The sequence below is a fragment of the Paenibacillus sp. FSL H8-0175 genome (assembly GCF_045040615.1).
In the GTDB taxonomy this organism is placed as follows: domain Bacteria; phylum Bacillota; class Bacilli; order Paenibacillales; family Paenibacillaceae; genus Paenibacillus_AQ; species Paenibacillus_AQ odorifer.
In genome coordinates, this window is the sequence record NZ_CP150299.1 from 2,963,607 (window position 1) to 2,976,085 (window position 12,479).

The following is a 12,479-nucleotide window of genomic DNA, read 5'->3' on the forward strand; positions in this document are numbered from 1 at the left end:
GGGGGTTGTTCAGTTTCCGGAAAAGAGTAGGTTAGGCCTTGAATAGATAAAATGGTCGTGATGATCTAACCTCCTAATATTTTTGTGGAGCGCCTAAACAAATAAAGACCCATCCATTTCCAGAGGAAATGAATGGGTCAAAAAGTTCATTCTGCATAATAACACTTAACATGCTTGATGAAAATTCTGCTCCACTTCCCTCCGCTGGTATGATCCAGATCAGGTTCCAAGGGTCCGGAGCTTAAAGCTCCGTCTCAGTCGGCCGACTCCCCTAGTGAAATAACAGGTCCATATTAATTTGTTTATAAATATACCATATCTTTCTGAGAAGTAAAGAGAGAAAGAAGTGAAGGATTAATCCAAGATTGGGTAAGATATAAGTAGAAATCTAGTTAATATTACAATTCCGATGTACATAATCGGAAAAAAGTATTGACGATCATGTGATGGCAGTGTACTATTCAATTTACCGGAAAAAAACCGGATAGAGAGAGGGGATTTAATAATGAAAAAATGGAGTTTAACTATTATATTGGCGTTAACCGTGGTCCTTGTAGCGGCTTGCGGCAATAATTCGAATACCAATACGGCTGCTGAACCAACAGCTGGAACGAATGGTGGAGCAGCATCTTCAGCGCAAAACAGTTTGGAGGCTGTGAAGGCCAGCGGCAAATTGCGGATAGGTACAGAAGGGACTTATGCACCTTTTACTTATCATGACACTGCGGGGAAATTGACGGGTTTTGACGTGGAAATTGCCGAAGAAGTAGCCAAACGTTTAGGTGTTGAAGCAGAATTTTTTGAAACTCAGTGGGATGGTATTTTTGCTGGGATGGATGCGAAACGGTTTGATGTCATTTTTAATGAAGTTTCCATTAACGAAGATCGCAAAGTGAAATATGATTTCTCTGAACCCTATATTGTATCCAAGGCAGTATTGATCGTGAGCGAAAACAATGAGGATATTAAGACCTTTGCTGATCTAAAGGGTAAAAAAGCCGGACAATCCCTGACCAGTAACTTATCCGACATCGCTCGTGAGAACGGTGCTGAAATCGTAGCTACGGACGGTTTCAATCAAGCGATGGATCTGCTGACTTCGGGACGTATTGATGCAACTGTGAATGATGGCTTGTCTTATCTGGATCTGAAAAAACAAAAACCAGATGCAAAAATTAAAGTGGTTGATGAGATTCCTGAAGGCTCACAAAGTGCTGCGGTATTCCTGAAAGGCAATGATGAGCTGGTGAATGCGGTCAGTGATGCGATTAAAGAGATGAAAAGTGATGGAACGTACTTGAAAATTTCCGAGAAATACTTTGGAGCTGACGTTTCAAAATAATACAAGGCTAGCAAGGCTAATTAAGCCTAGAAGCTAAAAAGGATGTCTGAATAATGGATGACCGCAAAATACAAATTTTCTTAGATACACTGCTACCCCTGCTTAAAGCCGGGGTGGCTTTTACCATTCCGTTGGCGCTACTTTCCTTTGTGCTTGGATTGATTTTGGCGATCCTAACCGCGTTGGCACGTCTTTCACCGTGGGTAATTCCGAAGCTAATCGCCCGTTTTTATGTATGGGTCATTCGGGGAACCCCGTTGTTAGTGCAGCTATTTATTATATTTTATGGTTTGCCGGCTGTTGGTATTGTACTCGACCCTTTCATTGCCGCCACCATTGGATTTACCCTTAGCGTAGGGGCTTATTCATCGGAAATCGTACGCGCTGCTATCCTGTCGATACATAAAGGCCAGTGGGAAGCTGCCTTCTCAGTCGGGATGACTCGTGGGCAGGCTCTGCGCCGCGTAATTCTGCCACAAGCTGCACGCGTTTCTGTACCGCCGTTATCCAATTCTTTTATTAGCTTGGTCAAAGATACATCGCTTGCAGCGATCATCACCTATACGGAGATGTTTAGAACTGCTCAGCAGGTAGCCTCTACCACTTATGAGCCTCTGTTGGTATACTCCGAAGCAGGATTGTTTTATTTAGTGTTCTGTTCTGTGCTGTCGGCGCTGCAAAATTACTTGGAGAAACGACTCGATCGTTACTCTGCGACCTAAAGGAGAGATACTTGTGATTGAAATCATTAATTTGCATAAATCCTTCGGCGCACTCCAAGTGTTAAAGGGTATTGATCTGAAAATGGAGCATGGAAAGGTACTTGTCATTATTGGGCCATCCGGCTCCGGAAAAACTACACTGCTGCGCTGTTTTAATCTGTTGGAAATCCCGGATCAAGGCAGCCTGTCACTCGGGGATATCACCATCAATTTTACAGATCATAAGAAAATTCCTCAGAATTCCGTATTAGCTCTTCGGCAGAAAACAGGGATGGTCTTTCAATCGTATAATTTATTTCCGCATATGACTGCGCTAGGCAATGTGATGGAGGGACAGGTAACTGTCTTGAAACGAACCAAGGAAGAAGCGCGTAAGCGGGGCCTTCAACTGCTAGCTAAGGTGGGTTTGGCTGATAAAGCTGATAACTATCCACATCAGCTGTCAGGAGGACAGCAGCAGAGAGTGGCCATCGCCCGGGCTATGGCAGTAGATCCAGAAGTGCTGTTGTTTGATGAGCCCACTTCGGCGCTCGACCCCGAGCTGGTAGGGGAAGTGCTTAAGGTCATCAAACAATTAGCAGCAGAAGGTATGACTATGGTGATTGTGACCCACGAGATGAAATTTGCCGCCGATGTAGCGGACCGGATCATTTTGATGGATGGCGGTCATATCTTAGAGCAAGGAACTCCGCAAGAAGTGCTGGAGCATCCGAAGAATCCCCGGGCTCTGCAATTTCTGAATAGACTGAATGGTGAAGAAGAGTAGAAAGACAATATACAAGAAAAAGCAGCTCGGGAATCATCCGGAGCTGCTTTTTCTTGTATAGATTATTCAAATGAGAAGAGTAACTGAAATTTGGCTTATCCTCCAGTTTTCAGGAACTCCAAAGCGTTGTAGAGCATAATCGCTGCTTCGGCACGGGTGAGTTCGCTTTTTGGATTAAACTTTCCGTTAGCGTCTAGAGTATTGATCTTGTATTTCAGGGAGCGCTGAATACTGCCTTGATATGCAGGGGTCAGTGACGCTTCATCGGCGATATCTACTGGAACGATATTGATCATCGGCAGATTACCAACGCCTTCGATCGCTTGCACTAGATAGTTAGTGAATTGCTCTTTGGTCATAATTAGGCTAGGATCAATGTCTTTTGGAAGCTTAACTTGATTGTAATAAGCATTGATAAAGGCTTCAGCGTACCAGGCTTTGTCTTTTACTTTTGTGAACAAGCCGCTGGCAACAGGAGCTTTGTTAAAGTCAATGGCTGCGAGGCTGAGCTGGAGACCGCCGGAGATAAACTGAATCCCTTGGGCTGTAGTTACCTTAGAGCCAGGGAGAAATTGAGATTCGCTGACACCTTTAATTAACCCTTGATTTTTTAAAGAAATGATTTTTTCTTTGCCGTTTATGTTATCAATATCCTTAAAGGTGTTCCCAGCTGCAAACATCTGACCACCCAAAGAAAAGGAGAAAATGGCTACGGTTGTGATCGCTGCTAGTGTGCTTTTTTTCATGTTCATGTCTTTTCACCTCGTTGTATGGATAGGCTCCTTAGCCTTTGTCACTCCTTTAACGTTGTAAATTATGGAAAGGTTGCGGTCTAATCTGTATTATTTCACGAAAAAGTAGATTTTAATAGAAATATAGGCCAGATTGGGGTGTAGTACTTTGGATAAGTGGCATGAAATGATATAATGATGTCAGGCTCTTTTCATTCGTGGTTAATTTTGTTATGATTATATCGTAACGATTACTATTTATGGTTTGTCTTAACTGCATAAATAGGAGCGTCTCAGAGGGTACGGATGTTAAATCGTTCCGGGAAGGTAGGAGACCAAATGGATCAAATATCAAATATCAGTCAATTGTTTGCGGCGCAAAAATATAAACTAACGCCTCAGCGTGAAGCTATAGTGAACGTTCTGCTCGACAATGAGAAGGATCATTTAAGCGTAGAAGAAGTATATATGCTTGTTAAGAACAGCTATCCACATCTGGGCCTGGCAACGGTATACCGTACACTTGAGCTTTTATGTGAGCTACACATTGTAGAGAAGATGAACTTCGGAGACGGAGTTGCCCGTTACGATTTGCGCGGGAACGATCATTCGCATATGCATCATCATTTGATATGCAGCGTATGCGGTCGGTTGGAGGAAATTAAGGACGACTGGCTTGTGGAGCTGGAGAGAAGAGTGGAACGTGAATATGGCTTTAACGTCACGGATCACCGCCTTGATTTCAAGGGTACTTATGGAACATGTAAACGTACTGGCTGCAAAAAAGCAAAAGCAGAAGCAGATAAAGCAGTCTCGTAAGATTGCTTTCTAACCTAAAGACACAGGCTTTCTCCAAGCCTGTGTCTTTTTTGACTCGTGAGTTTTAAGAAGTCTAGCTTCGAGTAGGCACAAAGGATTTGATCCACGTTCCGAAACTGCCAGGGTTACGGCTCTGAACGAGAATTACACCTTCTCCACGGAAGCGGCAGACAAGTGCTTCACCACTGGTTATGCTGTTAAGCCAGCCAGAGGCTGCCTTTTCCACCTTGTAGTCCATATAGTCTGGCCATGCTACGAGGTGTCCGTTATCGATAATCATTTCTTCACCAGGTCCTAGATTAATCGCATGGATAGCACCGAAGGAAGACAGGAACACCGTTCCTCTGCCACTGATTTCTACAATGAAGAAGCCTTCACCGGAGAAGAGCCCTCTGGTTAAATTCTGCATTTTGGTATTTACTTGAATGCCTTCAGTTCCGGCGAGAAATCCGTCTTTTTGAACTAACAGTTTATACGATCCGTCTAATTCTATCGCCTGAATATCGCCGAGTGAGCCAGGTGACAGCAATACCTCACTTTGACCACGGGTCGCTCTAAGTTCTTGAAAGAAGAATTTCTCACCGCTCAGCATTCTCCCGAGACCGCGCATTAAACCACCATCCACGGTTCCTTTTAATTCTACGTTAGGCGACATCGCGACCATTGCGCCCATTTCAGCCTTTACGCTTTCACCGGGATTTAGTTGGACCTTTAACATAGCAAAAGCACCTTCATACAAAACCTGGTAATTCATCCTTTAAACCTCCGCATCTATTTAGATAAGATAGAATACTAGCTTTGCTCTAAGTGTAACGGAATTCTTGCTTCGCTCATAGTCTGGAATATGTTAAAATGAAGTTGTCTTATAGATGTAAGATCAATAATCATTCACCCATGAATAGGAGAGTGGTGTCACATGGCACGAACCAAGACACAAAAAGCCTTGCGTAAGGCAGAGCGCTCCGGAGCCTGGTGCGCAGCACAGAGTCGTAGATCGAATAGTGATTATGGAGCCATTTCACAGCATGTACGGTTAACACCAAGCAAGCAGGAACAATTGAATAAGAATAGATATAAGGGGCAGATCTTCCAAGATGAGGCTCCTTTTTTATTGGCTATTTGATAAGAGAACATCGCTCAGCGTATAGTAATTGAAGAAATAATATATAGGAGATGTATCCCTGATGAAACAAAATAAATATGACGATTCGAATTTCTTCTCAGCCTACCAGCAAATGCCCCGTTCTATTGGAGGGCTTGCAGCAGCAGGAGAATGGCATGTATTAAAGGCGCTTCTTCCAGACTTACATAATAAAAGTGTGCTTGATTTGGGCTGCGGCTTCGGCTGGCATTGCCTATATGCCCGTGAGCAGCAGGCGAGTTCAGTTATAGGTGTGGATATCTCTGAAAAGATGCTGCAACAGGCGCGTGAAAAAACGAACGATCCTGCTATAACTTATATCCAGCTGCCGATTGAGGACATTGATTTTGCGAGCGAGCAATTTGATGTGGTTCTCAGTTCATTGGCTTTCCACTATATTGAATCTTTTGCAGCCATCTGCCGAAAGGTGCATTCGTTTCTTAAGCCTGGCGGGAGTTTTATTTTTTCAGTGGAGCATCCAATCTTTACTTCACGTGAAGAGCAAGACTGGTATGCCGATGAGCAAGGAAACCGCCTGCATTGGCCCGTAGATCATTATCAATCAGAAGGACTTCGTGAAACTAAATTCTTAACAGAAAATGTGATTAAATACCATCGCACGATTTCCACCTACTTTAATGACCTGATTGAAGCTGGCTTTACTATTAAAGCGGTTAAAGAACCAAAGCCTTCAGAAGAAATGAGTAATGATCCATGGATGAAGGATGAGGAGCGTAGACCGATGTTCTTGATCATTTCGGCTGTGAAAGAATAATCTCATGCTCACGAGTTATGTTCGAATATAGAAGCGGGGGTTGTCCTAGAAGTAGCTTTTTCTACTAAGGGACAACCCTTTTGCAATGAAACGGGGTTTCTTTATTTACACCTGTTCTCTGCTGTGCACACGATATTCTCTTGGTGACATCCCGAAACGACTTCGGAAGACCCGGTGAAAATAGGTATAGTTCGCAAAACCACAAGTTTCTGCTACTTGCTCCAGCGGCATGGGACTGAAGGTTATCCGTTCTCTGGCCATTTCCAGTCGGACATCGTTTACATATTTAATAATACTGGTCCCAAAGGCTTCCTTAAATAAATGAACGGCCCGCGAGACGGATATACCCACAAAACCTGCTACATCCTCCAATAGAAAGGGTAGGGTTGCGTGCTCCTCAACATATTGCTTCATTCGGTATGCCAGATAACCTTTTGGAGTAATTGCTGGCTGATCTGTAATTAGCCGGTCGATTTCCATACATAGAATTTGCAGATAGCAGGCAGATATTTCTGGAGAGAAGTCGGAAAGTCGACGGTGCTCCAGAATCAATTGGCGAAACAAGCCAAGAAAACTCTCACTAAGCGGCACACTTAGGCGAGTGGGTCTTTGTGAACGTTGCCACCATTCATCAATCCATGTTCCTCCGCAAAAGATATGATAATCTCCGCTTTCAATTCGTGGCTTGCCCACAGGGTACTCTTCTTTATCTATGATCAAATAGTAAGGATCATTTGGAGCGAATAACATAATATCCCCGCTTTCCACAGGTGACATTACACCATCGATCAATGCACGGCTCCTTCCTTCTGTTTGCAGACGTATAAGAAAGTTCTGGTTCCCTTGACTTTGAGACATATGAAAAGGCTTGCGATGAAAAGAAAATCCGGCTGATAATACGTGACAGGTAGCAGAATGTGTCATAGGTCCTCCTGGGTGTATTGAAATGATAAGCAGATTGTTCATGTTTTAATCATATTATTCATTTTAATATATACGCTTTCATATTACTATGTAGCTAAGCAATAAAGAAAGAAATCGACCATCAACGCTAGAAACAGTCGGTATTAGCTGTGCTTACAAGAATGACAGTTTAAGGAAACTGATGTGAATCAGATTAGTCAATTCTGTTACAGCATTATTGTTCAAGTGATTGTCACTACAGAAAGCTAACTTTAAATCCAATTGGAGTGATTCGAAAATGCTGAAGATAGGCCTGCAATTGTATACGCTCAGAGAAGAACTGGAACAGGATTTTGAAGGGACACTGCGTAAAGTAGCAGCCCTTGGTTATAAAGGTGTGGAGTTTTTCCATTACTTCGGCCGTAGCGCAGCAGAAGTCAAACAATTGCTTGATGAACTTGGACTAGTAGCGCTGGGCGCACACCGTCCCTATGACGCGTTGTTGAATGATACAGAGGCAGAGATCGCGTACAACCTGGAGATTGGAAATCATCATCTAATTGTGCCGTATCTGTCAGAAGAACAACGTAACTATGAAGAAGTTGCTGCGAATCTGAAGATTATTGGAGAAAAGTGTAAGGCGCGTGGAGCGGTTCTTTTGTACCATAATCATGACTTTGAGTTAACTGATCGATATGGTGACCGTACAGCGTTTGACGGTTTGTTTGAAGAGGTGCCAGCTGATTTGCTGCAAGTTGAAATGGATACATGCTGGGTACATCACGCAGGTTATGATGCCGTAGAATATATCAACAAATACGCTAGCCGGTTGCCAATCATCCATCTTAAAGATTTGAAGAAACATGAGGATGGTTCACCGGAAACGGTTGTTCTAGGCGAAGGAGAAGTAAACCTTACAGCAATTCTTGATGCGGCTGTACAGGCAAAGGTAGAGTGGGCGGTAGTGGAGCAGGATTATTGCAGCCGTTCACCATTAGGAAGTGTAGAAGATAGTTTGAAATGGGTAAAAGCATACGCTAATCAAGGGGGAAATGTTCATGTCTAAAAAGTTGAGAATTGCTATTGTCGGTTGCGGTGGAATTGCTAATGGAAAACATATGCCAAGTTTGTCACGTCAAGCAGATGCTGAAATGGTAGCCTTCTGTGATATCGTCGAAGAACGTGCACAGGAAGCAGCAAAAACCTATGGTGCTGAAGGCGTGGCTGTATATACAGATTATCAAGAGCTTTTGAAAGCCGGAGGATTCGATATCGTGCATGTATGTACACCGAATGACAGTCACTCCGTGATCACAATCGCAGCATTGGAAGCTGGCAATCATGTAATGTGTGAGAAGCCAATGGCGAAGACTACAGCTCAAGCACAGGAAATGTTAGAGGCTGCCAAACGCACTGGCATGAAATTGTCTGTAGCTTATCAGAACCGTTATCGTGCGGATAGTGAATATCTTAAAGACGTTTGTGAAAACGGTGAGCTTGGTGAGATCTATTATGCAAAAGCAATTGCCGTTCGTCGTCGTGCGGTTCCTACATGGGGCGTATTCCTGGATGAAGAAAAGCAAGGCGGCGGTCCGCTGATCGATATCGGTACGCATGCGCTTGATCTAACATTATGGATGATGGACAATTATAAACCGCGTAGTGTTATGGGCTCGACTTTCCATAAGCTCGGTAACCGTAAAAACGGCGGAAATGCCTTTGGTCCATGGGACCCTGAACAATTTAAAGTAGAAGATTCAGCATTTGGATTTATTACCATGGAAAATGGTGCTACAATTGTACTGGAATCAAGCTGGGCTCTTAATGTATCTGAATTTGGAGAAGCGAAGACGCTCCTAGCAGGTACAGAGGGTGGCGCAGATATGAAGGACGGGTTACGCTTAAATGGTGACCGTGGTGGCCGTCTATACGAGACTAAAATTGACTTGTCCGCAGGGGGAGTAGCTTTCTTTAACGGAGGACAAGAGAGTGAATCCGATCGTGAAGCTCGCTTGTGGCTTGAAGCAGTTCGGGAAGATAAAGAACCAGTAGTTAAACCTGAACAAGCCCTTGTCGTTACCCAAATTTTGGAGGCTATTTACGAATCTTCCCGTACAGGTCGTGCTGTGTATTTTGACGGAACATCAGATAACTAAACGAGAAGCAGGTGTGAAGTTCATGAGTTCAAACAGACATTCTGTAGTCATTGTTGGTTTTGGAGGAATGGGAAGTTATCACGCAGGATTGATAAAAGAGACCTCTACCTTAATCGTAGTTGGAACGTACGATGTGCTTGAAGCACGTCGTACCAATTCCAACGACGCTGGCTACAAGGCGTACCAAAGTTATGAGGAAGTATTGGCAGATTCTTCGGTCGAAATTATTCTAATTGCCACACCGAACGATGTGCACAAAGAAATTGCGATTCGTGCATTACAAGCTGGCAAACATGTCATTTGTGAGAAGCCAGTTGCTCTATCTAAGGTTGAATTTCAAGAAATACTGGCGGCGGCTGATCAAGCTGGACGTGTGTTTATGGTGCATCAGAACAGACGTTGGGATGAAGATTTTTTAACCATCAAAAAAATGTACGACGAGGAGACGATTGGATCCCTATTCCAGATCGAATCCCGCGTGCACGGAGCGAACGGAATTCCTGGAGACTGGCGTCATGTTAAGGCACAAGGCGGAGGGATGCTGCTGGATTGGGGCGTTCACTTATTGGACCAGCTATTATTCATGATTGATAGCAAAATTACCAGTGTGAGCAGTAGTCTAAGCTTTATTTTAGGAAACGATGTCGATGATGGTTTTGAAGCTATTCTGCAATTTGAGAATGGAATTAAAGCGATCGTAGAGGTTGGGACGACTAACTTTATTACTTTGCCAAGATGGTATGTGAAGGGTATCGAAGGCACTGGAATTATTGAAGACTGGTCTTTAACTGGAAGATTGGTGACCAGAAATAACGCAGGTGAAAAAATCGAACCGAAGCCGATTCGTGCAGGTGTAGGACTAACTAAAACTATGGCACCTCCATCGGAGGGGGCAACGATCACTGAGGAATTACCTCAGCCGTCGGAGTTAAGCTCTAGCTTTTATGATAATTTCGCTGCTGTTATTGAGGGTACTGCAGAACCTATCGTTAAGAACGCTGAGGTTATGCGGGTACAGAATTTGATTGAAGTTATTTTTGAAGCTGCTGAGAGTAATCAAGTGGTGAAGAATTTTGATATCTACGATAAATAATAAGTAAACTATTTCCAAGAGGAGGTGGCCTACAATGAAACTTGGAGTATTTATGGTCTTGTTTGGAGGTCGTAAGCTGGAGGATGCTCTTGATTATGTAGTATCCAAAGGGCTAAAGGCGGTAGAAATCGGTACGGGAGGCAATCCTGGCAACAGCCACTGCGACCCTAAAATGCTGCTGGAGAATGAAACAGCCTTACAAGAATTCAAACATGCTGTGGAATCTCGCGGACTTACAATCAGTGCTTTGAGCTGCCACGGTAACCCATTGCACCCGCAAAAAGAACTTGCTCAAAAGGATCATGAGGATTTCGTAAACTCGGTCAAATTGGCGCAGAAGCTAGGGGTTCCGGTTGTGAATACCTTCTCTGGATGTCCTGGAGATCATGAGGGTGCTAAATATCCGAACTGGCCTGTAGCTCCATGGCCCAATGATTATCAAGAAATTCTGGACTGGCAATGGGAGAACAAGGTTATTCCTTATTGGAAAGAATGGGGTGCCTTTGCCGCTCAGCATGATGTAAAGGTAGGTCTTGAGCTGCATGGAGGATTCTCAGTACACACACCAGGTACTCTGCTGCGGCTGAGAGAAGCAGCAGGTGAAGTGATCGGTGCGAACCTTGATCCGAGTCACATGTGGTGGCAAGGAATTGATCCTGTGCAAGCGATTCATATTTTGGGACGCCAAGGTGCAATCCATCACTTCCATGCGAAGGATACTGTTATTGATCCTGTGAATGTCAATATGCACGGATTAACTGATATGCAGTCGTATACCAAGATGCTTGACCGTGCTTGGCAGTTCCGTTCTGTCGGTTTTGGACATGATCTTAAGACTTGGGCTGACATTATTAGTGCACTTCGTTTGGTTGGGTATGACTATGTGGTTAGTATTGAGCATGAAGATGGGCTGATGTCTATTGAAGAAGGTTTCTCCAAAGCTGTAAGTAACCTTCAACAAGTATTGATTGAGGAGCCACTGACAGAAATGTGGTGGGTTTAAACGAAATGGAGAGCTTCACGAAAGTTAAATTAAATGATGAACAGCTGGATATTTTGGTGAAAGCGGTTTTCGGTTCAGAAACTGCGGTTAACCTTAGTTCAGAACTTACGGGAGGCTTTTTTAATACAGCCTATGATTTGGAACTCAGCACTGGGAAATCTGTCATTCTAAAGGTTGCCCCTGCTGTGGAGACAGATACGTTAAGTTACGAGAAGAACATTATGCGAACTGAAGTGGAAGCTCTCCGTATGGTTGCAGATAAGGGTGTTGTGCCCGTGCCTGCCGTCTACCATTATGATGAAAGTCTGCTGCTCATTCCTATTCCGTATTTCTTTATGGAGAAGGTGGAAGGCCAGCCCTACAGTGATGTGAAGGAGAGTCTTTCACTTCCGGAGAGAGACGCTATCGAAACTGAGCTGGGGCGTTACAATCGCATAATCAATGAGATACGCGGAGAACGTTTTGGCATTTTTGGAACGGATTCAGAGGAGCCAAGAGCCTCGTGGAGAGAGACCTTTTCATGCCTGATGGAAAGTGTACTTGCTGATGCCAAGAGGCTGAATGCACAGCTACCTGCGTCTTGTGAAGAGATTATGCAGGAGGTTTCCAAGTATCTCCCTGCATTAGATGCCGTAACCGAGCCACGACTGGTGCATTGGGATTTATGGAATGGGAATGTATTTGTGAAGGATGGAGTCATCGTATCGCTGATTGACTGGGAGAGAGCCCTGTGGGGCGATGTGCTGATGGAGTATTATTTTAGGCATTTTGAGAATTCTGCCGGTTTCTATAAGGGGTACGGAACAACCTACGACAGTCCGAACGAGATTCAGCGGAAGAAGCTTTATGATCTTTATCTTGATCTTATTCTTGCTATCGAATGTTATTCACGCAAATATGCAGACGAAGGTTATGTCCGTTGGACGCATGATAACTTGACTGAGGGTTGGAACCGTTTTAAAGGCAGCAGTGAATGAAGGTTATAGGTGTGAAAAATGACGTGCGAAAGCACGTCATTTTCCTGTATC

14 protein-coding genes and 1 riboswitch are annotated in these 12,479 nt (G+C 43.9%); of the genes, 11 read left to right on the forward strand and 3 right to left on the reverse strand.

The features are described from left to right. Positions 1–179: 179 nt before the first annotated feature. A riboswitch (TPP riboswitch) is annotated at positions 180–283 on the reverse strand. A gap of 222 nt (positions 284–505) precedes the next feature. The 3 genes from MHH46_RS12905 to MHH46_RS12915 are packed head-to-tail and all read left to right on the forward strand — an operon-like array spanning position 506 to position 2,830. After that, positions 506–1,342, forward strand: a complete 837-nt coding sequence (locus MHH46_RS12905; RefSeq protein ID WP_076183478.1) for an amino acid ABC transporter substrate-binding protein — start codon at positions 506–508, stop codon at positions 1,340–1,342. A 53-nt stretch (positions 1,343–1,395) separates the two neighbouring features. After that, a complete protein-coding gene (locus MHH46_RS12910) occupies positions 1,396–2,064 on the forward strand; it encodes an amino acid ABC transporter permease (RefSeq protein ID WP_036686309.1) in 669 nt (222 codons plus the stop codon). A 13-nt stretch (positions 2,065–2,077) separates the two neighbouring features. Then, positions 2,078–2,830 carry an amino acid ABC transporter ATP-binding protein gene (locus tag MHH46_RS12915; protein WP_076189904.1) on the forward strand — a complete coding sequence of 251 codons (753 nt, stop codon included), beginning with the start codon at positions 2,078–2,080 and terminating at the stop codon, positions 2,828–2,830. A gap of 95 nt (positions 2,831–2,925) precedes the next feature. Here the strand turns inward: MHH46_RS12915 and MHH46_RS12920 are convergent, their stop codons facing one another. After that, a complete protein-coding gene (locus MHH46_RS12920; RefSeq protein ID WP_076125959.1) occupies positions 2,926–3,582 on the reverse strand; it encodes an S-layer homology domain-containing protein in 657 nt (218 codons plus the stop codon). A 318-nt stretch (positions 3,583–3,900) separates the two neighbouring features. On the opposite strand from MHH46_RS12920, the gene MHH46_RS12925 reads away from it, so the two are divergent. Continuing rightward, positions 3,901–4,380, forward strand: a complete 480-nt coding sequence (locus MHH46_RS12925; RefSeq protein ID WP_036686314.1) for a Fur family transcriptional regulator — start codon at positions 3,901–3,903, stop codon at positions 4,378–4,380. A 73-nt stretch (positions 4,381–4,453) separates the two neighbouring features. On the opposite strand, the gene MHH46_RS12930 is transcribed toward MHH46_RS12925, so the two are convergent. After that, positions 4,454–5,134, reverse strand: coding sequence for a TIGR00266 family protein (locus MHH46_RS12930; RefSeq protein WP_036686316.1), 681 nt, complete (start codon positions 5,132–5,134; stop codon positions 4,454–4,456). A gap of 162 nt (positions 5,135–5,296) precedes the next feature. Here MHH46_RS12930 and MHH46_RS12935 point away from each other — a divergent pair, with 162 nt between their 5' ends. After that, positions 5,297–5,503, forward strand: coding sequence for a hypothetical protein (locus MHH46_RS12935; RefSeq protein ID WP_143762700.1), 207 nt, complete (start codon positions 5,297–5,299; stop codon positions 5,501–5,503). 61 nt (positions 5,504–5,564) lie between these two features. Continuing rightward, positions 5,565–6,296, forward strand: a complete 732-nt coding sequence (locus tag MHH46_RS12940) for a bifunctional 2-polyprenyl-6-hydroxyphenol methylase/3-demethylubiquinol 3-O-methyltransferase UbiG (protein ID WP_076189905.1) — start codon at positions 5,565–5,567, stop codon at positions 6,294–6,296. A gap of 105 nt (positions 6,297–6,401) precedes the next feature. On the opposite strand, the gene MHH46_RS12945 is transcribed toward MHH46_RS12940, so the two are convergent. Beyond that, complete coding sequence (locus MHH46_RS12945; RefSeq protein ID WP_076125965.1) at positions 6,402–7,220, reverse strand: AraC family transcriptional regulator; 819 nt, start codon at positions 7,218–7,220, stop codon at positions 6,402–6,404. A 277-nt stretch (positions 7,221–7,497) separates the two neighbouring features. On the opposite strand from MHH46_RS12945, the gene MHH46_RS12950 reads away from it, so the two are divergent. The 5 genes from MHH46_RS12950 to MHH46_RS12970 are packed head-to-tail and all read left to right on the forward strand — an operon-like array spanning position 7,498 to position 12,428. Next, the gene (locus tag MHH46_RS12950; protein WP_076189906.1) at positions 7,498–8,265 is read left to right on the forward strand and encodes a sugar phosphate isomerase/epimerase; all 768 of its coding nucleotides are present in this window, start codon (positions 7,498–7,500) and stop codon (positions 8,263–8,265) included. Further along, positions 8,258–9,355: a Gfo/Idh/MocA family protein gene (locus MHH46_RS12955; RefSeq protein WP_076189907.1), complete on the forward strand. Its 1,098-nt coding sequence runs from the start codon at positions 8,258–8,260 to the stop codon at positions 9,353–9,355. Before MHH46_RS12950 ends, MHH46_RS12955 begins: the two co-directional genes overlap by 8 nt. A 22-nt stretch (positions 9,356–9,377) precedes the next feature. Next, positions 9,378–10,448 carry a Gfo/Idh/MocA family protein gene (locus MHH46_RS12960; protein ID WP_076125969.1) on the forward strand — a complete coding sequence of 357 codons (1,071 nt, stop codon included), beginning with the start codon at positions 9,378–9,380 and terminating at the stop codon, positions 10,446–10,448. A gap of 34 nt (positions 10,449–10,482) precedes the next feature. Then, the gene (locus MHH46_RS12965; protein WP_076101695.1) at positions 10,483–11,451 is read left to right on the forward strand and encodes a sugar phosphate isomerase/epimerase; all 969 of its coding nucleotides are present in this window, start codon (positions 10,483–10,485) and stop codon (positions 11,449–11,451) included. Further along, a complete protein-coding gene (locus MHH46_RS12970; RefSeq protein ID WP_256717153.1) occupies positions 11,439–12,428 on the forward strand; it encodes a phosphotransferase family protein in 990 nt (329 codons plus the stop codon). Before MHH46_RS12965 ends, MHH46_RS12970 begins: the two co-directional genes overlap by 13 nt. Positions 12,429–12,479: the final 51 nt, after the last annotated feature.

Coding starts and splice junctions, on each gene's coding strand:
- MHH46_RS12905 (WP_076183478.1), top strand. CDS start 506: ATGAAAAAATGGAGTTTAACTATTATATTGGCGTTAACCGTGGTCCTT.
- MHH46_RS12910 (WP_036686309.1), top strand. CDS start 1,396: ATGGATGACCGCAAAATACAAATTTTCTTAGATACACTGCTACCCCTG.
- MHH46_RS12920 (WP_076125959.1), bottom strand. CDS start 3,582: ATGAACATGAAAAAAAGCACACTAGCAGCGATCACAACCGTAGCCATT.
- MHH46_RS12925 (WP_036686314.1), top strand. CDS start 3,901: ATGGATCAAATATCAAATATCAGTCAATTGTTTGCGGCGCAAAAATAT.
- MHH46_RS12930 (WP_036686316.1), bottom strand. CDS start 5,134: ATGAATTACCAGGTTTTGTATGAAGGTGCTTTTGCTATGTTAAAGGTC.
- MHH46_RS12935 (WP_143762700.1), top strand. CDS start 5,297: ATGGCACGAACCAAGACACAAAAAGCCTTGCGTAAGGCAGAGCGCTCC.
- MHH46_RS12940 (WP_076189905.1), top strand. CDS start 5,565: ATGAAACAAAATAAATATGACGATTCGAATTTCTTCTCAGCCTACCAG.
- MHH46_RS12945 (WP_076125965.1), bottom strand. CDS start 7,220: ATGACACATTCTGCTACCTGTCACGTATTATCAGCCGGATTTTCTTTT.
- MHH46_RS12950 (WP_076189906.1), top strand. CDS start 7,498: ATGCTGAAGATAGGCCTGCAATTGTATACGCTCAGAGAAGAACTGGAA.
- MHH46_RS12955 (WP_076189907.1), top strand. CDS start 8,258: ATGTCTAAAAAGTTGAGAATTGCTATTGTCGGTTGCGGTGGAATTGCT.
- MHH46_RS12960 (WP_076125969.1), top strand. CDS start 9,378: ATGAGTTCAAACAGACATTCTGTAGTCATTGTTGGTTTTGGAGGAATG.
- MHH46_RS12965 (WP_076101695.1), top strand. CDS start 10,483: ATGAAACTTGGAGTATTTATGGTCTTGTTTGGAGGTCGTAAGCTGGAG.